26 protein-coding genes and 1 pseudogene are annotated in these 18,823 nt (G+C 39.8%); 18 read left to right on the top strand and 9 right to left on the bottom strand.

Annotated elements, in window-relative coordinates; genetic code table 11:
• Window positions 1-414: 414 nt before the first annotated feature.
• The 5 genes and pseudogenes from JK211_RS15585 to JK211_RS15565 all read right to left on the bottom strand — a co-directional run.
• Window positions 415-1,030: pseudogene (locus JK211_RS15585) on the bottom strand (ISNCY family transposase); the annotation flags it as partial.
• A gap of 319 nt (window positions 1,031-1,349) precedes the next feature.
• On the bottom strand, window positions 1,350-1,652 hold the full coding sequence (locus tag JK211_RS15580; protein WP_212709542.1) for a hypothetical protein: 303 nt from the start codon (window positions 1,650-1,652) through the stop codon (window positions 1,350-1,352).
• Between the two features lie 13 nt (window positions 1,653-1,665).
• Window positions 1,666-2,142 (bottom strand): hypothetical protein, encoded by a 477-nt coding sequence (locus tag JK211_RS15575; RefSeq protein ID WP_212709543.1) that lies wholly within the window; start codon window positions 2,140-2,142, stop codon window positions 1,666-1,668.
• Window positions 2,143-2,155: 13 nt separating this feature from the next.
• Entirely contained in the window at window positions 2,156-2,383 is a 228-nt protein-coding gene (locus JK211_RS15570) for a TFIIB-type zinc ribbon-containing protein (RefSeq protein WP_212709540.1), read from the bottom strand.
• 222 nt (window positions 2,384-2,605) lie between these two features.
• A complete protein-coding gene (locus JK211_RS15565) occupies window positions 2,606-2,797 on the bottom strand; it encodes a hypothetical protein (protein WP_212709539.1) in 192 nt (63 codons plus the stop codon).
• Window positions 2,798-3,292: 495 nt separating this feature from the next.
• Here JK211_RS15565 and JK211_RS15560 point away from each other — a divergent pair, with 495 nt between their 5' ends.
• The 9 genes from JK211_RS15560 to JK211_RS15525 all read left to right on the top strand — a co-directional run bounded on the left by JK211_RS15560 (window position 3,293) and on the right by JK211_RS15525 (window position 9,760).
• Window positions 3,293-4,465: a replication initiation factor domain-containing protein gene (locus JK211_RS15560; RefSeq protein ID WP_249213820.1), complete on the top strand. Its 1,173-nt coding sequence runs from the start codon at window positions 3,293-3,295 to the stop codon at window positions 4,463-4,465.
• A 12-nt stretch (window positions 4,466-4,477) separates the two neighbouring features.
• Window positions 4,478-4,816 (top strand): type II/III secretion system domain protein, encoded by a 339-nt coding sequence (locus JK211_RS15555; protein ID WP_212709537.1) that lies wholly within the window; start codon window positions 4,478-4,480, stop codon window positions 4,814-4,816.
• A 17-nt stretch (window positions 4,817-4,833) separates the two neighbouring features.
• A complete protein-coding gene (locus tag JK211_RS17155) occupies window positions 4,834-4,920 on the top strand; it encodes a tail virion protein G7P-2 (RefSeq protein WP_371734647.1) in 87 nt (28 codons plus the stop codon).
• A gap of 124 nt (window positions 4,921-5,044) precedes the next feature.
• Window positions 5,045-5,284: a major coat protein gene (locus JK211_RS15550; protein WP_212709536.1), complete on the top strand. Its 240-nt coding sequence runs from the start codon at window positions 5,045-5,047 to the stop codon at window positions 5,282-5,284.
• A gap of 49 nt (window positions 5,285-5,333) precedes the next feature.
• Window positions 5,334-6,521: an attachment protein gene (locus JK211_RS15545; protein WP_212709535.1), complete on the top strand. Its 1,188-nt coding sequence runs from the start codon at window positions 5,334-5,336 to the stop codon at window positions 6,519-6,521.
• 2 nt (window positions 6,522-6,523) lie between these two features.
• Window positions 6,524-6,865 (top strand): DUF5455 family protein, encoded by a 342-nt coding sequence (locus JK211_RS15540; protein ID WP_212709534.1) that lies wholly within the window; start codon window positions 6,524-6,526, stop codon window positions 6,863-6,865.
• A gap of 1 nt (window position 6,866) precedes the next feature.
• Window positions 6,867-7,937 carry a zonular occludens toxin domain-containing protein gene (locus tag JK211_RS15535; RefSeq protein WP_212709533.1) on the top strand — a complete coding sequence of 357 codons (1,071 nt, stop codon included), beginning with the start codon at window positions 6,867-6,869 and terminating at the stop codon, window positions 7,935-7,937.
• A 9-nt stretch (window positions 7,938-7,946) separates the two neighbouring features.
• Window positions 7,947-9,236: a secretin N-terminal domain-containing protein gene (locus tag JK211_RS15530; protein ID WP_249213819.1), complete on the top strand. Its 1,290-nt coding sequence runs from the start codon at window positions 7,947-7,949 to the stop codon at window positions 9,234-9,236.
• 89 nt (window positions 9,237-9,325) lie between these two features.
• Window positions 9,326-9,760 (top strand): hypothetical protein, encoded by a 435-nt coding sequence (locus JK211_RS15525; protein WP_212709532.1) that lies wholly within the window; start codon window positions 9,326-9,328, stop codon window positions 9,758-9,760.
• A 352-nt stretch (window positions 9,761-10,112) separates the two neighbouring features.
• Here JK211_RS15525 and JK211_RS15520 read toward each other — a convergent pair whose 3' ends face one another.
• From JK211_RS15520 to JK211_RS15505, 4 genes are all read right to left on the bottom strand, one after another.
• Window positions 10,113-10,415 carry a hypothetical protein gene (locus JK211_RS15520; protein WP_212709542.1) on the bottom strand — a complete coding sequence of 101 codons (303 nt, stop codon included), beginning with the start codon at window positions 10,413-10,415 and terminating at the stop codon, window positions 10,113-10,115.
• A 23-nt stretch (window positions 10,416-10,438) separates the two neighbouring features.
• A complete protein-coding gene (locus tag JK211_RS15515; RefSeq protein ID WP_212709541.1) occupies window positions 10,439-10,906 on the bottom strand; it encodes a hypothetical protein in 468 nt (155 codons plus the stop codon).
• 13 nt (window positions 10,907-10,919) lie between these two features.
• A complete protein-coding gene (locus JK211_RS15510; RefSeq protein WP_212709540.1) occupies window positions 10,920-11,147 on the bottom strand; it encodes a TFIIB-type zinc ribbon-containing protein in 228 nt (75 codons plus the stop codon).
• A gap of 222 nt (window positions 11,148-11,369) precedes the next feature.
• Complete coding sequence (locus tag JK211_RS15505) at window positions 11,370-11,561, bottom strand: hypothetical protein (protein ID WP_212709539.1); 192 nt, start codon at window positions 11,559-11,561, stop codon at window positions 11,370-11,372.
• Between the two features lie 495 nt (window positions 11,562-12,056).
• Between JK211_RS15505 and JK211_RS15500 the strand changes: the two genes are divergently transcribed.
• The 9 genes from JK211_RS15500 to JK211_RS15465 all read left to right on the top strand — a co-directional run bounded on the left by JK211_RS15500 (window position 12,057) and on the right by JK211_RS15465 (window position 18,524).
• The gene (locus JK211_RS15500) at window positions 12,057-13,229 is read left to right on the top strand and encodes a replication initiation factor domain-containing protein (RefSeq protein ID WP_249213820.1); all 1,173 of its coding nucleotides are present in this window, start codon (window positions 12,057-12,059) and stop codon (window positions 13,227-13,229) included.
• A gap of 12 nt (window positions 13,230-13,241) precedes the next feature.
• The gene (locus tag JK211_RS15495) at window positions 13,242-13,580 is read left to right on the top strand and encodes a type II/III secretion system domain protein (RefSeq protein WP_212709537.1); all 339 of its coding nucleotides are present in this window, start codon (window positions 13,242-13,244) and stop codon (window positions 13,578-13,580) included.
• 17 nt (window positions 13,581-13,597) lie between these two features.
• Entirely contained in the window at window positions 13,598-13,684 is an 87-nt protein-coding gene (locus tag JK211_RS17150) for a tail virion protein G7P-2 (protein WP_371734647.1), read from the top strand.
• A 124-nt stretch (window positions 13,685-13,808) separates the two neighbouring features.
• Window positions 13,809-14,048, top strand: coding sequence for a major coat protein (locus tag JK211_RS15490; RefSeq protein WP_212709536.1), 240 nt, complete (start codon window positions 13,809-13,811; stop codon window positions 14,046-14,048).
• Window positions 14,049-14,097: 49 nt separating this feature from the next.
• On the top strand, window positions 14,098-15,285 hold the full coding sequence (locus tag JK211_RS15485) for an attachment protein (RefSeq protein ID WP_212709535.1): 1,188 nt from the start codon (window positions 14,098-14,100) through the stop codon (window positions 15,283-15,285).
• Between the two features lie 2 nt (window positions 15,286-15,287).
• The gene (locus JK211_RS15480) at window positions 15,288-15,629 is read left to right on the top strand and encodes a DUF5455 family protein (RefSeq protein ID WP_212709534.1); all 342 of its coding nucleotides are present in this window, start codon (window positions 15,288-15,290) and stop codon (window positions 15,627-15,629) included.
• Window position 15,630: 1 nt separating this feature from the next.
• Window positions 15,631-16,701 carry a zonular occludens toxin domain-containing protein gene (locus tag JK211_RS15475; protein ID WP_212709533.1) on the top strand — a complete coding sequence of 357 codons (1,071 nt, stop codon included), beginning with the start codon at window positions 15,631-15,633 and terminating at the stop codon, window positions 16,699-16,701.
• Window positions 16,702-16,710: 9 nt separating this feature from the next.
• Window positions 16,711-18,000, top strand: coding sequence for a secretin N-terminal domain-containing protein (locus JK211_RS15470; RefSeq protein ID WP_249213819.1), 1,290 nt, complete (start codon window positions 16,711-16,713; stop codon window positions 17,998-18,000).
• A gap of 89 nt (window positions 18,001-18,089) precedes the next feature.
• Window positions 18,090-18,524 carry a hypothetical protein gene (locus JK211_RS15465; RefSeq protein ID WP_212709532.1) on the top strand — a complete coding sequence of 145 codons (435 nt, stop codon included), beginning with the start codon at window positions 18,090-18,092 and terminating at the stop codon, window positions 18,522-18,524.
• The last annotated feature ends 299 nt before the right edge of the window (window positions 18,525-18,823 follow it).

Genomic DNA, 18,823 nt, shown 5'->3' with positions numbered 1-18,823 from the left:
TGCACATTCAGCCCGGTAACCGGATTGTTGTTCTCATCCACGAATTGAAGCTCAAGCCAGTATTTATGCGGCTCACCACGACAGTAAACAACCTTACTTTTAGGCCTGATGCTGGTAATACAGGTGTTGTCGCCAATAATTTCCATGCTGATTCCCTGCACATTTTTATCTATAAATAGCGTTCCATCGTAACCAGGCGATATTTTATCGTCATTGTTTCACATTACGTAAATAGCTTCACGAATCATTTCTATGTCTGGTGGTGCGATAAGGTTCTGACGTTTATTAGAGTAGATTTCATTTTGAATAAATGTAAGGTACTCCTCACTTTAACTGCCTTTCCTAAATTTTTTCTGTCCTTCAAAATCTATATCCATTCTATATATTAACCATTGAAATGTTCGTATCAGAACATCATTTCTGGTTGCGTTCACCAAAAATTTCCCCAGATCTTGTCTGAAGTTTTACAAGTGCATTGAACATATCGTCCTGAGCCAAAGAACACTGAGATTTCTTCGTCGTAGGGCCTTTGCGCCTGCGTGAAGGGCCGTCACCGGATGGCACTGATTGTGACCGGTTATTATCCCGTTCGGCCTGCACCAGTTGCGCGGCCAAGACGTTTATTGTCCACAATGGCACCCTGATCGATTTCAGACAGTTTGTCATAAGTGGAGTAGGGAAGTGATACGCCATTAAGACGGAGCTCTTTATGTCCGTCAGGGTAATGCCAAACATCAATATATTTACCAATCGCCCGACGACTGAATTCACTGTCTTCAATGAGATAAAGCACTTTGTCGTACTGCACCGTGAGTGATTTCGACACACCGGGGGCTTCACGCCAAGTAAACACCATATCGAGATCATCATCGACATCCAGTTTCCGATGAACATCGAGCGCCTGGCGAGGTGCTTTTGAGAAACGTCGGTTGTAATCGTTCATAAACTCTTCGGCAAATGCGTTTGCAGCTTCCATGGTGCTGATGCCCTGAAGCCTGAGTTCCTTGACCAGTCTGTCCTGAAGGATGAGTTCACCGACACAGGCACGACGGTAACGAGGCTGCTGAATTTTTGGCGCACGTTGATTACGTGGGACCCATCATCCAAAGTGAAAAACTCCGCTGCGAGAGCCGCCATGGTAATCCTTACTTGATTATACACGCCGGACATCTTAACTTTGCCATAAGCGGACATTACAGCTTTGCTGTTACACACCTTGGTTCGCATAATGTATAGCTTTATGTTAGAAAAGGGTTCTGAGCCATTCCGGTAGAATGGGGTTGGGTTTACCGGAATGGCTAAGGTTCGTCTTTAACATAGGGTGCATTGTGCGCACCAAGTAATTACTATTATTCTACTCGTTCTACGGTGGCAAGCGTGCCACAATATGTCATGTATAAATATGTTGCATCTTTAAATTGCCCAGTCGCCGTAGTTATTTTGACACCATAAATAATATTTCCATCTGCCCCTGCGCTATTTGTGAACCCATCCAATGCCTCTTGGTTTTCGTTTCTTTTTCTTTCTGTTATATTGCGAATAAATCCTTTATTGGATATTTCTATCCTGTGAGTATATTGTACAAAACCATGCAACTCTATCAACTTGAACTCTTCTGGGAGAGTATCTGTACTTATTATCATCTTACTCATTTACTATCCTCTTTTAATCAATATCAGAAGCTGATATATATGTCTTTTGTGTTTTTTTCACTTGCATCATCTGACCAATATAGCTGAACTTTATATTTCGACTGCATTCCGAATGAAGTGATGCTATCAGGTCAATACTTTCTTGGGGATGTAATAATTCATACGGGAACTTATCTTTTAATTCTGATCTTATGATTGGGCACCCATCATCAACATTTATATTTACATTGTAAGCCGTTGATTTTCCTTTGTTAAAAATCTTTACCGTATAATGATTGCCTGTTTTCATCATTCGCGCACCTAAATCGGCTTTTTTATTTACTATCAGGCCATCTGTTTCTTTTTCTAATAATATTTTCGTCAGTTCATTTTGCTGCTCTTGTAATGCTTTATTTTCTCTGGAATTTCTTCTGTTTCTTATCTCTGCTGTGATGATAGAGTAAACTGATACAATTAATGCTAATAATGCAATCCAAGCACTTGCATCCATTTGACATTCCTTCTTATTTGAAATTCCCTTTAAAAGATTTTATTAGATCTTGCATTATTTTATCTTTTATTTCATTTGTATGAGCTTGAATATTTTCACTGTTTTCACTAATCAAATCATTTTTACTTAACTCATTTCCACAGTCAGCACATACAGCAATTTCACTTTCTTCATCTAATTTGAATTGCGTATGACCACAAACAGGGCAGTGTAGTGAAACAGACTTATCATATTTGCTCATTTTCACCTCGGTATATTGGACTGCTATACATTGATTTAATTTTCACCGCTTGTGGTTCGGGGTTCTGTGACACCCGAACTTTGGTATGGATCCCCATACTTTTTTGTCACGGGGTGCTGTTTTTCATGACCGAAAACTCAGGGAACCCCCGTCCTGTACTACGGGGGTAGTCTCAGGATAACTTCGGACTTTCAGCGAACATAGCTCGCTTTCCTTAGTCTGTTAGCTTTTCTTCTCACCTGAAGACTTAGTAAACTTTCGGTAGTCATCCTCTGTGATGGCCTCAATTCCCTTACGGATAAGCCAATCCAAAACCTCTGTGTCTTTAACAGGGGCTTTCAATTCAATCACAGCTTTCACTGTCTCTTTTTCAACCAATCGCCATGTATTGTCGTTGATGTGCTTCGTTGGCATGCAGATCTCCATCTAAGTTCTTAGGTTATCATAATCTAAATATTAAAATTATGTTGACTGTTAGATTCTAAGAACTTATAAATGTGTCATTAAATAATTATTTAGATTCTTAGAAATGGTGATCCATTGAAAACATTACAAATTTTTGTGAAACACGCCGCTATCGGCGTATTTTTTTCAATGCAATCATCAAGTTACGCCCATTTGGGCGTATTGACTTATGGCTATCTCGCCGATAGGCTTTGCGATCTAAAATGCTGGGTGATTCATCAAAAATCTTGGCTTACCTAAACTTAACAGGTTGATTATGAACATAATTTACTTTGATTACACTGAGGGGTTCGGTATCAATGCCAGTGTTAATGGTGAGTGGGATTTCTACCGTTCGTTCGATGAACTGGTTGATGAATGCACTGGCTTCTATGGCGATCATTTTCTCTTGGTTTCTGTCGTATTGCATTCCAGCTCATTCGTGGGCTACAGGGAGTCGATGTTATGCAACTGACTGAAAGGAATGTAAAAATTGACTATCTGGCTTTTACTATGCCTTTCTGCTCACTCAAATCATTGGAAACCTATCCTCACGGTGTCAATGAGTGGCGAAAATATGGTGTATATCCGACATTTCATAACCATGTATCCCATAAAGATGCTTTTTTCACCGATGTGATTAAAGGGGGGAAGTGGTGTCCGTCGGATGATGATATCAATGAACAAGTTCAGGGTTATCGGACAGATTCTAAAGACGAATTAGAAAGAAGAATCAATGAGTTAAATAAAGAAATCTATTTGGCGCATATGCACCGCCTAAAGTTGTGGTTATCTGCCGTTTTTGGCTTACATCTTGCCCCTGAGCGTGACAGAGGAGGCTATAACTATGAGCGTTCTGCGCCGCTGTACTCTGTTGACGGTGGCTATGAATTACTTGGCATGGTTTTTTGGGGCGGAAATAATGAAACAATTTACATTCAAATCAGTGGGATAGGGTGTACGCATGTCTTTAACGGGACATCTCCACATGAAATCTATAACTGGCTGAATCATCTTGATGTGACGTCACTGAAACGTATCGATCTGGCAGTTGATGATTTTGATGATGTATTCACCGTTTCGGCTGCATTACGGGATCATAAGCATGATGCGTTTTATGGCGGTAAGGGACCAAAACCTGGGCTGGGTATCTCTCACAAATATCATGGTGATGGATCTTTGCAACAGGAAATGATCACTGTTGGCTCCCGTGAATCTCGTGTTTACTGGCGTATATATAATAAAGCGCTTGAACAGAAAGTTGATGATATTTGGCATCGTTCTGAGGCCGAAATTAAAGGCTTTCCTATTGAGATCTTACTTAATATTGATGGGGCTTTTACTGGATTGTGTGAATATGCACAACAGATTAATCCCGCCAAACCCAAATCCTTTCAACGTGCCAGCACGCCTCGTCTGGCAATTAATGGTTTTGAATCGGATGTACGTTGGCTCAGAAAACAAGCATCAAAAACAATAGCCAGAGTTTTTCATCAATTAGGGAATGATTTTGAGGCTGTTTTTTCATCTATTGTCAGAAAAGAACACATGGATGATTTAACTATTAAATTTGGAACGCCAGATATTTATCAAAATATAGTGGCGCAAAAATTCTATAATCGTGAATGTGCATTTTAAAAGAGGTTAATAATGGAGCAGGAAACGCTTAAGGTTTTCTTTGTACAATTTGGCACAATGAAAAATGATAAAACGAATGAGGATTTTAACTGGGGTAATGCTCAGGCATTATCCACTGAATTTGAATCAACTAACAGTTCATGCGGTTTTGCGCCTGCAAAAGTTAAAATAACACCGGATAATCGTCACGCCATCTGTCTGAAAATGCGTGATGATTTGGAAATCGCATTTAAAGCAGGCAAGCCTTTCCTTGAAATTATCCCCTCATACGGTCTGAAAGCATCAAAAGGTATCATGGTTCCGGTTATTGTTGATTATCAGATAGTAGGCAAGTCAGATTTAAAAAGTTAATAAATTAAGGCAATAATATGAATGATGTTATTCAAATATTAATAGCATCTGGCATTGTTACGTCTTTTGGACTTGGCGCTATTACTGCGGGAGTCTTTCGTTAATGTATGTCATGTATTTTTTCGGGGCATATTCTTTTGGGTTTGCTCTTTTCTATACGATTGGTTCATTTAAATCATTAACTGATCGTCTAATGTAGTTATCGTTAATCAACATGGAGTTTTATTTATGAATATTCTCTCTACCATAAAATCTAAAATCGCCGTTGCTTCAATTGCACTTTTTGTTTCTGCGAGTTGTTTAGCCGCAGATGGCGCGGCATCGACTGATTATGCAGGGCAAGCAATGGATTCTCTGCTGACTCAGGCTAATGACCTTATTGCTAAAGTATGGCCTGTTGTTGTTGCCGTCGTTGCCGCAGGGGCTTCTATTCGTTTGTTTAAAAAATTCACTTCAAAAGCTGTCTGATTCGATTTTCTTGGGCACATTTGTGCCCAATTCATTTAAGGCTAAAAGAATGTTAATCATACGCCTTGTCATTCCACTTTCTTTATTTGTTTCATTTTATTCATATTCTGAATCTGAACTGTATTTCAAAAAAGACTATCTTACTCAACCATATTCATCTTATTCCGTGTCAACAGGTTTAAATACGGTAACTCAATCAAAAATAGATGAAGCCTGTCAAAAATCACTGGCAGCGGCTAAAAAAGATATTGAAGGGAGGCTTTCAAAGCTTGACGCTAATTATGTTGATTCATATTCAGACTGTGATACTTCTGCGGTAAAGGCAGGGACATATCCCAGAAATGAAGTGATCCCTTCTGTTTTTGTGACAGGGTTTATTTTTCATTTTCCTGAAGATTCATCCTGTGATGCTGCTGAATCGATGACTGGCACCTTTAATAACGTCTATGGCTCTCGGACATACATTAATTATAATGGATGCCAGTATGAATCCTCTGGCGTTATTGTCTGTGATAATGCAGGTACAACGTGCTCTGCTGACTGGAAACCTACCGGACAAAAGGCCGATCCTGCTTATGGTAATGCCACTGCTGATGATGGCTCCCAGAACGGCAGTGGAGAGGATAACAACACCGGAAATAATAGCGGAGGCAGCAACACAGATACTGGCGGTAACAATAGCAATGGCACTGTTTCACTGGATGAAAAGCAGGTAGCCAGAGCCGTTACGACAGGCATTAAAGATGCGACACCTGAACTGTCAAAATCTATTTCTACGGGTATCAGAGATGAATTAACAGAGCTTGATACCAGTAAAAATGACCAGACGTATGCTGACGATAAAACCAAATCAAATTTAGCCGCACTTAATAATAATATCGGTGATTTAGTCCGTGGCGTAGGACGCTATGTAGATCCTGCGGATAACGGCACTAAATATGGGGAAGGTACTTCGTCTATGGACTTGGCAGTATCAAATGCATCTGAATATGATATATCGAATGATTCTCACGGTGCTATGTGGGAAAGTTTTTTAAATGATTCAGCATTACGCCCAAAAATCCCCACGGGTAATGGTTGTTCTGACTTTATTATGTTTTCTGGAACGGTCTATCAGATAGATATTGGATGTGACAAATTACAGGATATTAAATCCATGCTGACATGGATAATGTATTGCCTGACATTCTGGTATGCATTTACGTCTTTGACGTCTTTGTTAAGGAAAGGTGAGTGATTATGCCTTTATTATTAGGAATACCTGCGCTGTTAAGATTCCTTATTGGCCTTGTCCCTCTGTGTATCGGCTATTTCGCCAGTTTTATTGGCAGGCTGGCAACCCGTACAGGATTGTTAGCTGTTGGTCTTATGGCTGCTGTAAGTTCAGTTGTGATGTATATCATCCATATTCTTTCAGAAATGGTTTCGAGTTATATTCCTCCTGATTTTTCAAATTTAATGGCATCTGTATTACCTGATGGTGTCTCTGAATGTATAACGGTCATTATGTCAGTGCGTATCGCTATTTTTGTCTTTGACATTAAAGACAGGTTTATCTCCATGTCAGATAAGGTGATGTAATATGGCTGTTCATGTTGTCACGGGTAAATTAGGTGCAGGAAAAACACTTGTTGCGATAGGAAGAATACAGGATTATTTAACAAGAGGACGTATTGTCGCGACGAACCTTGATTTAAGACTCTATAATTTCCCTCGCGTCGGTCGATATGCTAAAAAAACACGGGTGATCCGCGTCCCGGACAAACCGAGTCTTGATGATTTTAACTCCATTGGTCGTGGGAATCATTCATATAATGAAAACGAAAATGGCCTCTTAGTTTTAGATGAATGTGGTACATGGTTTAACTCCAGAAACTGGGCAGATAAGACCAGACAACCTGTTATCGATTGGTGTTTACATGCCAGAAAGTTAGGCTGGGATATTATATTCATTATTCAGGATATTTCGTTAATGGATAAGCAGGCCAGAGAAGCACTGGCAGAGCATGTCGTTTATTGTCGCAGAATGGATAAATTAAACATTCCTGTTATCGGATCCTTTTTTTCATTATTTGCTAATTCAAGGCTGCCATTGCCGAAGATACATTTTGGTATCGTTAAATATGGTGATTTACCCCAGTCACTTACCGTAGATAAATGGGTTTATACGGGACGGGACTTATATTCATCGTATGATACAAAACAGATATTCACGTCTAACTATTGTTCAGGATCTTACTGTCTGATCCCGCCTTATTACACACATGGTCAGTTCTCCGTCAAAAAGGATTTTAAATTCTATATGCGAATGACTCGAATTTATCTAAAGAAAACCAACCGACTATTTATGATACTCTCTTTTTTAGCATTAGGAGCCGCTATCGGTTTCTTTTTGTCGTCAAATAAGCCTTCCGAGGCTATTAATACGCCACAAAAAATAAATAGAGAAGGGCAGTCATCCATATCGTTACCCAGACTCACGATAAATTCATTTTCACAAATGGGAAATGATGTATTTATTAACTTCATAGACTCAAAATCGACGATTTATTATTCTTTCGATTTAATTAAAGAGGGTTATAAAGTCGAAGTTAAAGATGCATGTCATGTCATTCTTAGCCAAAAAAACTATATTCAGCATGTTTCTTGTTAAGGCGTTCAGATGAAAGAAAAATACACAATATCATTTAAAATCATGGTTTTAATGTCATTATCTTTGTTTTCATTTCTCCTGAGGGCTGAGCCAGTCAGTTTGAATAATCTCCCTGTCAGGACGTTTGTTCAGTGGTATTCACAAAAAACACATTCAGCAGTGGTTGTTAATCCTGATGTAAAAGGCGCTATCACTGTTTTTAATGCCGATGTTAATCCGAATAATATTGATAATTTTTTCAAATCCGTACTGAATGCGAATGGATTTATTATGATTTCCGGGGATCCGGCTGTCGTTTCCTTACCATCTAAATTACCCTCGCAAATAAATTCATCTTCCGATAACGATGATAATTTTTCTGATGATCCTTTATCGTCTGAACAGGAATATCACCCTGAGCCTGTTGCACTGACGATCAGGAATTTTAAACTCACTAAAGTACGATCTTCTGATGTACAGCAATTGGTAAAAATCTATCTTGATTCAAACGGAGGCGGCAATGTTGTTGATTATCCTTCAAATAATTCGCTGATTGTCTCGGCTCCGGATACCTTACTGCCAACATTAGCCGATTTTATTCACTCGGTTGATGTTGCACGTGATCAGGTTCTTATTCAGTCGTTGATGTTTGAAACCAGTTTATCCGAGGGCGTTGATTTGTCTTTTGCGGCAGGTTCGGCTTCTGGCCATCCGGTAGCAGGAGGCTTCAATACATCGGGATTGGGCAGTGCTTTATCTTCTTCAGGCGGATCTTTCGGTATCTTCAACGGCAATATTTTGGCCATGTCTGTTCAGGCCGTACAGAATAATTCCAGCTCTAAGATTATTTCGACGCCGCACATTCTTACGCAGTCAGGCCAGACGGGTTACATTTCGGTGGGAAAAAATGTGCCATTTATTACCGGAAAAGTGACGGGAGAGGCGGCAGGGGTCAATAATCCATTTCAGACCATAGAGCGTCATGATGTCGGTGTTTCACTTAAAGTGACGCCGATTGTGATGGGAAATGGTCATTTAGTGCTGACCATTGATACACGCGCCGATTCCATCAGTAACGATGATAAAGCGTCTGACATTATTACGAATCAGCGCCAAATTCAGACCACGGTTCAGATTAAAGATGACCAGACATTATTGCTGGGCGGCCTGATTGATTCATCCTCAAGTAATGCTGAACGTTCCATACCTTTTATCAGCAAGATCCCGATTATTGGCTGGCTTTTCAGTAGTAAAGCCGACAGCAGTGATCAACGTATTATGTATGTTTTGCTGACCGCTCATATTATCAAAGCGCTGTGATGGCTTACGGGATGGGTGCGTTCAGCCCCGTCCCGTAAGCCATTAAGCGCTGTTTTTTCTCGTATAAAATCACTCAATAAGGGGCATTCATGAGCAAGGCAATTACACCGGAAATGTTGAATGATGAAGGTATTCGTTCAGCACTTGAGTTATTACAGGAGCAGGTTAGTCGTTATGACAATGATTCTAAACGGAAATCCTTTATCACGGGTGAGAATATCGCATCTCATCTGATGCCTGTTTATTACATCCGGGAATTTAAAAAGTTACCTAAAAAGGTAAAAACGCGCCAGTACAATATCCAGTTAGCGGCGATTATGCTGTTGCTACATCTGCCTGATGAAATCCAGAATGCGCTCGTCAGGAACGCTGAGATACAGTTTAAACTTCTGCGTGATTCGACACCGGAAACACTGAACACCAAACAGCTTGAACAGTTAATCAAGGAAGTTCAGGTGATTGCATCTACGGTGACACTTGGCAAGGATGATGCCCGTCAGGGCATGAAAGGCGACTCACGATAGGTACAGAGTGAACCTTTGTCGATTCGCCGATAACATGACAGCCCGCATCGAGTAGCACACAACATTTTTCGTGCTGCTAAGCGGGTTTTGCTTTTAGCGGATTAACAGCGAAGACTTAGCTGACGGTCGCAGACAAAAGACAGTTTCAGCGACCGGACACAGTTAAACACCATATGATGATTGACCCAGCAAGAATGCTGGATCCTGCCTAATCATACATTGGTGCGCATAATGTATAGCTTTATGTTAGAAAAGGGTTCTGAGCCACTCCGGTAGAATGGGGTTGGGTTTACCGGAATGGCTAAGGTTCGTCTTTAACATAGGGTGCATTGTGCGCACCAAGTAATTACTATTATTCTACTCGTTCTACGGTGGCAAGCGTGCCACAATATGTCATGTATAAATATGTTGCATCTTTAAATTGCCCAGTCGCCGTAGTTATTTTGACACCATAAATAATATTTCCATCTGCCCCTGCGCTATTTGTGAACCCATCCAATGCCTCTTGGTTTTCGTTTCTTTTTCTTTCTGTTATATTGCGAATAAATCCTTTATTGGATATTTCTATCCTGTGAGTATATTGTACAAAACCATGCAACTCTATCAACTTGAACTCTTCTGGGAGAGTATCTGTACTTATTATCATCTTACTCATTTACTATCCTCTTTTAATCAATATCAGAAGCTGATATATATGTCTTTTGTGTTTTTTTCACTTGCATCATCTGACCAATATAGCTGAACTTTATATTTCGACTGCATTCCGAAATGAAGTGATGCTATCAGGTCAATACTTTCTTGGGGATGTAATAATTCATACGGTAACTTATCTTTTAATTCTGATCTTATGATTGGGCACCCATCATCAACATTTATATTTACATTGTAAGCCGTTGATTTTCCTTTGTTAAAAATCTTTACCGTATAATGATTGCCTGTTTTCATCATTCGCGCACCTAAATCGGCTTTTTTATTTACTATCAGGCCATCTGTTTCTTTTTCTAATAATATTTTCGTCAGTTCATTTTGCTGCTCTTGTAATGCTTTATTTTCTCTGGAATTTCTTCTGTTTCTTATCTCTGCTGTGATGATAGAGTAAACTGATACAATTAATGCTAATAATGCAATCCAAGCACTTGCATCCATTTGACATTCCTTCTTATTTGAAATTCCCTTTAAAAGATTTTATTAGATCTTGCATTATTTTATCTTTTATTTCATTTGTATGAGCTTGAATATTTTCACTGTTTTCACTAATCAAATCATTTTTACTTAACTCATTTCCACAGTCAGCACATACAGCAATTTCACTTTCTTCATCTAATTTGAATTGCGTATGACCACAAACAGGGCAGTGTAGTGAAACAGACTTATCATATTTGCTCATTTTCACCTCGGTATATTGGACTGCTATACATTGATTTAATTTTCACCGCTTGTGGTTCGGGGTTCTGTGACACCCGAACTTTGGTATGGATCCCCATACTTTTTTGTCACGGGGTGCTGTTTTTCATGACCGAAAACTCAGGGAACCCCCGTCCTGTACTACGGGGGTAGTCTCAGGATAACTTCGGACTTTCAGCGAACATAGCTCGCTTTCCTTAGTCTGTTAGCTTTTCTTCTCACCTGAAGACTTAGTAAACTTTCGGTAGTCATCCTCTGTGATGGCCTCAATTCCCTTACGGATAAGCCAATCCAAAACCTCTGTGTCTTTAACAGGGGCTTTCAATTCAATCACAGCTTTCACTGTCTCTTTTTCAACCAATCGCCATGTATTGTCGTTGATGTGCTTCGTTGGCATGCAGATCTCCATCTAAGTTCTTAGGTTATCATAATCTAAATATTAAAATTATGTTGACTGTTAGATTCTAAGAACTTATAAATGTGTCATTAAATAATTATTTAGATTCTTAGAAATGGTGATCCATTGAAAACATTACAAATTTTTGTGAAACACGCCGCTATCGGCGTATTTTTTTCAATGCAATCATCAAGTTACGCCCATTTGGGCGTATTGACTTATGGCTATCTCGCCGATAGGCTTTGCGATCTAAAATGCTGGGTGATTCATCAAAAATCTTGGCTTACCTAAACTTAACAGGTTGATTATGAACATAATTTACTTTGATTACACTGAGGGGTTCGGTATCAATGCCAGTGTTAATGGTGAGTGGGATTTCTACCGTTCGTTCGATGAACTGGTTGATGAATGCACTGGCTTCTATGGCGATCATTTTCTCTTGGTTTCTGTCGTATTGCATTCCAGCTCATTCGTGGGCTACAGGGAGTCGATGTTATGCAACTGACTGAAAGGAATGTAAAAATTGACTATCTGGCTTTTACTATGCCTTTCTGCTCACTCAAATCATTGGAAACCTATCCTCACGGTGTCAATGAGTGGCGAAAATATGGTGTATATCCGACATTTCATAACCATGTATCCCATAAAGATGCTTTTTTCACCGATGTGATTAAAGGGGGGAAGTGGTGTCCGTCGGATGATGATATCAATGAACAAGTTCAGGGTTATCGGACAGATTCTAAAGACGAATTAGAAAGAAGAATCAATGAGTTAAATAAAGAAATCTATTTGGCGCATATGCACCGCCTAAAGTTGTGGTTATCTGCCGTTTTTGGCTTACATCTTGCCCCTGAGCGTGACAGAGGAGGCTATAACTATGAGCGTTCTGCGCCGCTGTACTCTGTTGACGGTGGCTATGAATTACTTGGCATGGTTTTTTGGGGCGGAAATAATGAAACAATTTACATTCAAATCAGTGGGATAGGGTGTACGCATGTCTTTAACGGGACATCTCCACATGAAATCTATAACTGGCTGAATCATCTTGATGTGACGTCACTGAAACGTATCGATCTGGCAGTTGATGATTTTGATGATGTATTCACCGTTTCGGCTGCATTACGGGATCATAAGCATGATGCGTTTTATGGCGGTAAGGGACCAAAACCTGGGCTGGGTATCTCTCACAAATATCATGGTGATGGATCTTTGCAACAGGAAATGATCACTGTTGGCTCCCGTGAATCTCGTGTTTACTGGCGTATATATAATAAAGCGCTTGAACAGAAAGTTGATGATATTTGGCATCGTTCTGAGGCCGAAATTAAAGGCTTTCCTATTGAGATCTTACTTAATATTGATGGGGCTTTTACTGGATTGTGTGAATATGCACAACAGATTAATCCCGCCAAACCCAAATCCTTTCAACGTGCCAGCACGCCTCGTCTGGCAATTAATGGTTTTGAATCGGATGTACGTTGGCTCAGAAAACAAGCATCAAAAACAATAGCCAGAGTTTTTCATCAATTAGGGAATGATTTTGAGGCTGTTTTTTCATCTATTGTCAGAAAAGAACACATGGATGATTTAACTATTAAATTTGGAACGCCAGATATTTATCAAAATATAGTGGCGCAAAAATTCTATAATCGTGAATGTGCATTTTAAAAGAGGTTAATAATGGAGCAGGAAACGCTTAAGGTTTTCTTTGTACAATTTGGCACAATGAAAAATGATAAAACGAATGAGGATTTTAACTGGGGTAATGCTCAGGCATTATCCACTGAATTTGAATCAACTAACAGTTCATGCGGTTTTGCGCCTGCAAAAGTTAAAATAACACCGGATAATCGTCACGCCATCTGTCTGAAAATGCGTGATGATTTGGAAATCGCATTTAAAGCAGGCAAGCCTTTCCTTGAAATTATCCCCTCATACGGTCTGAAAGCATCAAAAGGTATCATGGTTCCGGTTATTGTTGATTATCAGATAGTAGGCAAGTCAGATTTAAAAAGTTAATAAATTAAGGCAATAATATGAATGATGTTATTCAAATATTAATAGCATCTGGCATTGTTACGTCTTTTGGACTTGGCGCTATTACTGCGGGAGTCTTTCGTTAATGTATGTCATGTATTTTTTCGGGGCATATTCTTTTGGGTTTGCTCTTTTCTATACGATTGGTTCATTTAAATCATTAACTGATCGTCTAATGTAGTTATCGTTAATCAACATGGAGTTTTATTTATGAATATTCTCTCTACCATAAAATCTAAAATCGCCGTTGCTTCAATTGCACTTTTTGTTTCTGCGAGTTGTTTAGCCGCAGATGGCGCGGCATCGACTGATTATGCAGGGCAAGCAATGGATTCTCTGCTGACTCAGGCTAATGACCTTATTGCTAAAGTATGGCCTGTTGTTGTTGCCGTCGTTGCCGCAGGGGCTTCTATTCGTTTGTTTAAAAAATTCACTTCAAAAGCTGTCTGATTCGATTTTCTTGGGCACATTTGTGCCCAATTCATTTAAGGCTAAAAGAATGTTAATCATACGCCTTGTCATTCCACTTTCTTTATTTGTTTCATTTTATTCATATTCTGAATCTGAACTGTATTTCAAAAAAGACTATCTTACTCAACCATATTCATCTTATTCCGTGTCAACAGGTTTAAATACGGTAACTCAATCAAAAATAGATGAAGCCTGTCAAAAATCACTGGCAGCGGCTAAAAAAGATATTGAAGGGAGGCTTTCAAAGCTTGACGCTAATTATGTTGATTCATATTCAGACTGTGATACTTCTGCGGTAAAGGCAGGGACATATCCCAGAAATGAAGTGATCCCTTCTGTTTTTGTGACAGGGTTTATTTTTCATTTTCCTGAAGATTCATCCTGTGATGCTGCTGAATCGATGACTGGCACCTTTAATAACGTCTATGGCTCTCGGACATACATTAATTATAATGGATGCCAGTATGAATCCTCTGGCGTTATTGTCTGTGATAATGCAGGTACAACGTGCTCTGCTGACTGGAAACCTACCGGACAAAAGGCCGATCCTGCTTATGGTAATGCCACTGCTGATGATGGCTCCCAGAACGGCAGTGGAGAGGATAACAACACCGGAAATAATAGCGGAGGCAGCAACACAGATACTGGCGGTAACAATAGCAATGGCACTGTTTCACTGGATGAAAAGCAGGTAGCCAGAGCCGTTACGACAGGCATTAAAGATGCGACACCTGAACTGTCAAAATCTATTTCTACGGGTATCAGAGATGAATTAACAGAGCTTGATACCAGTAAAAATGACCAGACGTATGCTGACGATAAAACCAAATCAAATTTAGCCGCACTTAATAATAATATCGGTGATTTAGTCCGTGGCGTAGGACGCTATGTAGATCCTGCGGATAACGGCACTAAATATGGGGAAGGTACTTCGTCTATGGACTTGGCAGTATCAAATGCATCTGAATATGATATATCGAATGATTCTCACGGTGCTATGTGGGAAAGTTTTTTAAATGATTCAGCATTACGCCCAAAAATCCCCACGGGTAATGGTTGTTCTGACTTTATTATGTTTTCTGGAACGGTCTATCAGATAGATATTGGATGTGACAAATTACAGGATATTAAATCCATGCTGACATGGATAATGTATTGCCTGACATTCTGGTATGCATTTACGTCTTTGACGTCTTTGTTAAGGAAAGGTGAGTGATTATGCCTTTATTATTAGGAATACCTGCGCTGTTAAGATTCCTTATTGGCCTTGTCCCTCTGTGTATCGGCTATTTCGCCAGTTTTATTGGCAGGCTGGCAACCCGTACAGGATTGTTAGCTGTTGGTCTTATGGCTGCTGTAAGTTCAGTTGTGATGTATATCATCCATATTCTTTCAGAAATGGTTTCGAGTTATATTCCTCCTGATTTTTCAAATTTAATGGCATCTGTATTACCTGATGGTGTCTCTGAATGTATAACGGTCATTATGTCAGTGCGTATCGCTATTTTTGTCTTTGACATTAAAGACAGGTTTATCTCCATGTCAGATAAGGTGATGTAATATGGCTGTTCATGTTGTCACGGGTAAATTAGGTGCAGGAAAAACACTTGTTGCGATAGGAAGAATACAGGATTATTTAACAAGAGGACGTATTGTCGCGACGAACCTTGATTTAAGACTCTATAATTTCCCTCGCGTCGGTCGATATGCTAAAAAAACACGGGTGATCCGCGTCCCGGACAAACCGAGTCTTGATGATTTTAACTCCATTGGTCGTGGGAATCATTCATATAATGAAAACGAAAATGGCCTCTTAGTTTTAGATGAATGTGGTACATGGTTTAACTCCAGAAACTGGGCAGATAAGACCAGACAACCTGTTATCGATTGGTGTTTACATGCCAGAAAGTTAGGCTGGGATATTATATTCATTATTCAGGATATTTCGTTAATGGATAAGCAGGCCAGAGAAGCACTGGCAGAGCATGTCGTTTATTGTCGCAGAATGGATAAATTAAACATTCCTGTTATCGGATCCTTTTTTTCATTATTTGCTAATTCAAGGCTGCCATTGCCGAAGATACATTTTGGTATCGTTAAATATGGTGATTTACCCCAGTCACTTACCGTAGATAAATGGGTTTATACGGGACGGGACTTATATTCATCGTATGATACAAAACAGATATTCACGTCTAACTATTGTTCAGGATCTTACTGTCTGATCCCGCCTTATTACACACATGGTCAGTTCTCCGTCAAAAAGGATTTTAAATTCTATATGCGAATGACTCGAATTTATCTAAAGAAAACCAACCGACTATTTATGATACTCTCTTTTTTAGCATTAGGAGCCGCTATCGGTTTCTTTTTGTCGTCAAATAAGCCTTCCGAGGCTATTAATACGCCACAAAAAATAAATAGAGAAGGGCAGTCATCCATATCGTTACCCAGACTCACGATAAATTCATTTTCACAAATGGGAAATGATGTATTTATTAACTTCATAGACTCAAAATCGACGATTTATTATTCTTTCGATTTAATTAAAGAGGGTTATAAAGTCGAAGTTAAAGATGCATGTCATGTCATTCTTAGCCAAAAAAACTATATTCAGCATGTTTCTTGTTAAGGCGTTCAGATGAAAGAAAAATACACAATATCATTTAAAATCATGGTTTTAATGTCATTATCTTTGTTTTCATTTCTCCTGAGGGCTGAGCCAGTCAGTTTGAATAATCTCCCTGTCAGGACGTTTGTTCAGTGGTATTCACAAAAAACACATTCAGCAGTGGTTGTTAATCCTGATGTAAAAGGCGCTATCACTGTTTTTAATGCCGATGTTAATCCGAATAATATTGATAATTTTTTCAAATCCGTACTGAATGCGAATGGATTTATTATGATTTCCGGGGATCCGGCTGTCGTTTCCTTACCATCTAAATTACCCTCGCAAATAAATTCATCTTCCGATAACGATGATAATTTTTCTGATGATCCTTTATCGTCTGAACAGGAATATCACCCTGAGCCTGTTGCACTGACGATCAGGAATTTTAAACTCACTAAAGTACGATCTTCTGATGTACAGCAATTGGTAAAAATCTATCTTGATTCAAACGGAGGCGGCAATGTTGTTGATTATCCTTCAAATAATTCGCTGATTGTCTCGGCTCCGGATACCTTACTGCCAACATTAGCCGATTTTATTCACTCGGTTGATGTTGCACGTGATCAGGTTCTTATTCAGTCGTTGATGTTTGAAACCAGTTTATCCGAGGGCGTTGATTTGTCTTTTGCGGCAGGTTCGGCTTCTGGCCATCCGGTAGCAGGAGGCTTCAATACATCGGGATTGGGCAGTGCTTTATCTTCTTCAGGCGGATCTTTCGGTATCTTCAACGGCAATATTTTGGCCATGTCTGTTCAGGCCGTACAGAATAATTCCAGCTCTAAGATTATTTCGACGCCGCACATTCTTACGCAGTCAGGCCAGACGGGTTACATTTCGGTGGGAAAAAATGTGCCATTTATTACCGGAAAAGTGACGGGAGAGGCGGCAGGGGTCAATAATCCATTTCAGACCATAGAGCGTCATGATGTCGGTGTTTCACTTAAAGTGACGCCGATTGTGATGGGAAATGGTCATTTAGTGCTGACCATTGATACACGCGCCGATTCCATCAGTAACGATGATAAAGCGTCTGACATTATTACGAATCAGCGCCAAATTCAGACCACGGTTCAGATTAAAGATGACCAGACATTATTGCTGGGCGGCCTGATTGATTCATCCTCAAGTAATGCTGAACGTTCCATACCTTTTATCAGCAAGATCCCGATTATTGGCTGGCTTTTCAGTAGTAAAGCCGACAGCAGTGATCAACGTATTATGTATGTTTTGCTGACCGCTCATATTATCAAAGCGCTGTGATGGCTTACGGGATGGGTGCGTTCAGCCCCGTCCCGTAAGCCATTAAGCGCTGTTTTTTCTCGTATAAAATCACTCAATAAGGGGCATTCATGAGCAAGGCAATTACACCGGAAATGTTGAATGATGAAGGTATTCGTTCAGCACTTGAGTTATTACAGGAGCAGGTTAGTCGTTATGACAATGATTCTAAACGGAAATCCTTTATCACGGGTGAGAATATCGCATCTCATCTGATGCCTGTTTATTACATCCGGGAATTTAAAAAGTTACCTAAAAAGGTAAAAACGCGCCAGTACAATATCCAGTTAGCGGCGATTATGCTGTTGCTACATCTGCCTGATGAAATCCAGAATGCGCTCGTCAGGAACGCTGAGATACAGTTTAAACTTCTGCGTGATTCGACACCGGAAACACTGAACACCAAACAGCTTGAACAGTTAATCAAGGAAGTTCAGGTGATTGCATCCACGGTGACACTTGGCAAGGATGATGCCCGTCAGGGCATGAAAGGCGACTCACGATAGGTACAGAGTGAACCTTTGTCGATTCGCCGATAACATGACAGCCCGCATCGAGTAGCACACAACATTTTTCGTGCTGCTAAGCGGGTTTTGCTTTTAGCGGATTAACAGCGAAGACTTAGCTGACGGTCGCAGACAAAAGACAGTTTCAGCGACCGGACACAGTTAAACACCATATGATGATTGACCCAGCAAGAATGCTGGATCCTGCCTAATCATACATTGGGAGGGTGTTCATTATTCTGTGTCAAGGCTTACAGGTCGATATGATTATCAAGTCGACCGGCGAAGTGGATCGACAA

The sequence above is a fragment of the Tatumella sp. JGM130 genome (assembly GCF_018257525.1).
In the GTDB taxonomy this organism is placed as follows: domain Bacteria; phylum Pseudomonadota; class Gammaproteobacteria; order Enterobacterales; family Enterobacteriaceae; genus Tatumella; species Tatumella punctata.
Note: the sequence above shows the minus strand (reverse complement) of the source record. Positions and strands in the feature narration are given on the sequence as shown.

Bases quoted from the DNA above. Each gene is read 5' to 3' on its own strand.
- JK211_RS15580 (WP_212709542.1), bottom strand. From the start codon at position 1,652: ATGAGTAAGATGATAATAAGTACAGATACTCTCCCAGAAGAGTTCAAG.
- JK211_RS15575 (WP_212709543.1), bottom strand. From the start codon at position 2,142: ATGGATGCAAGTGCTTGGATTGCATTATTAGCATTAATTGTATCAGTT.
- JK211_RS15570 (WP_212709540.1), bottom strand. From the start codon at position 2,383: ATGAGCAAATATGATAAGTCTGTTTCACTACACTGCCCTGTTTGTGGT.
- JK211_RS15565 (WP_212709539.1), bottom strand. From the start codon at position 2,797: ATGCCAACGAAGCACATCAACGACAATACATGGCGATTGGTTGAAAAA.
- JK211_RS15560 (WP_249213820.1), top strand. From the start codon at position 3,293: ATGCAACTGACTGAAAGGAATGTAAAAATTGACTATCTGGCTTTTACT.
- JK211_RS15555 (WP_212709537.1), top strand. From the start codon at position 4,478: ATGGAGCAGGAAACGCTTAAGGTTTTCTTTGTACAATTTGGCACAATG.
- JK211_RS17155 (WP_371734647.1), top strand. From the start codon at position 4,834: ATGAATGATGTTATTCAAATATTAATAGCATCTGGCATTGTTACGTCT.
- JK211_RS15550 (WP_212709536.1), top strand. From the start codon at position 5,045: ATGAATATTCTCTCTACCATAAAATCTAAAATCGCCGTTGCTTCAATT.
- JK211_RS15545 (WP_212709535.1), top strand. From the start codon at position 5,334: ATGTTAATCATACGCCTTGTCATTCCACTTTCTTTATTTGTTTCATTT.
- JK211_RS15540 (WP_212709534.1), top strand. From the start codon at position 6,524: ATGCCTTTATTATTAGGAATACCTGCGCTGTTAAGATTCCTTATTGGC.
- JK211_RS15535 (WP_212709533.1), top strand. From the start codon at position 6,867: ATGGCTGTTCATGTTGTCACGGGTAAATTAGGTGCAGGAAAAACACTT.
- JK211_RS15530 (WP_249213819.1), top strand. From the start codon at position 7,947: ATGAAAGAAAAATACACAATATCATTTAAAATCATGGTTTTAATGTCA.
- JK211_RS15525 (WP_212709532.1), top strand. From the start codon at position 9,326: ATGAGCAAGGCAATTACACCGGAAATGTTGAATGATGAAGGTATTCGT.
- JK211_RS15520 (WP_212709542.1), bottom strand. From the start codon at position 10,415: ATGAGTAAGATGATAATAAGTACAGATACTCTCCCAGAAGAGTTCAAG.
- JK211_RS15515 (WP_212709541.1), bottom strand. From the start codon at position 10,906: ATGGATGCAAGTGCTTGGATTGCATTATTAGCATTAATTGTATCAGTT.
- JK211_RS15510 (WP_212709540.1), bottom strand. From the start codon at position 11,147: ATGAGCAAATATGATAAGTCTGTTTCACTACACTGCCCTGTTTGTGGT.
- JK211_RS15505 (WP_212709539.1), bottom strand. From the start codon at position 11,561: ATGCCAACGAAGCACATCAACGACAATACATGGCGATTGGTTGAAAAA.
- JK211_RS15500 (WP_249213820.1), top strand. From the start codon at position 12,057: ATGCAACTGACTGAAAGGAATGTAAAAATTGACTATCTGGCTTTTACT.
- JK211_RS15495 (WP_212709537.1), top strand. From the start codon at position 13,242: ATGGAGCAGGAAACGCTTAAGGTTTTCTTTGTACAATTTGGCACAATG.
- JK211_RS17150 (WP_371734647.1), top strand. From the start codon at position 13,598: ATGAATGATGTTATTCAAATATTAATAGCATCTGGCATTGTTACGTCT.
- JK211_RS15490 (WP_212709536.1), top strand. From the start codon at position 13,809: ATGAATATTCTCTCTACCATAAAATCTAAAATCGCCGTTGCTTCAATT.
- JK211_RS15485 (WP_212709535.1), top strand. From the start codon at position 14,098: ATGTTAATCATACGCCTTGTCATTCCACTTTCTTTATTTGTTTCATTT.
- JK211_RS15480 (WP_212709534.1), top strand. From the start codon at position 15,288: ATGCCTTTATTATTAGGAATACCTGCGCTGTTAAGATTCCTTATTGGC.
- JK211_RS15475 (WP_212709533.1), top strand. From the start codon at position 15,631: ATGGCTGTTCATGTTGTCACGGGTAAATTAGGTGCAGGAAAAACACTT.
- JK211_RS15470 (WP_249213819.1), top strand. From the start codon at position 16,711: ATGAAAGAAAAATACACAATATCATTTAAAATCATGGTTTTAATGTCA.
- JK211_RS15465 (WP_212709532.1), top strand. From the start codon at position 18,090: ATGAGCAAGGCAATTACACCGGAAATGTTGAATGATGAAGGTATTCGT.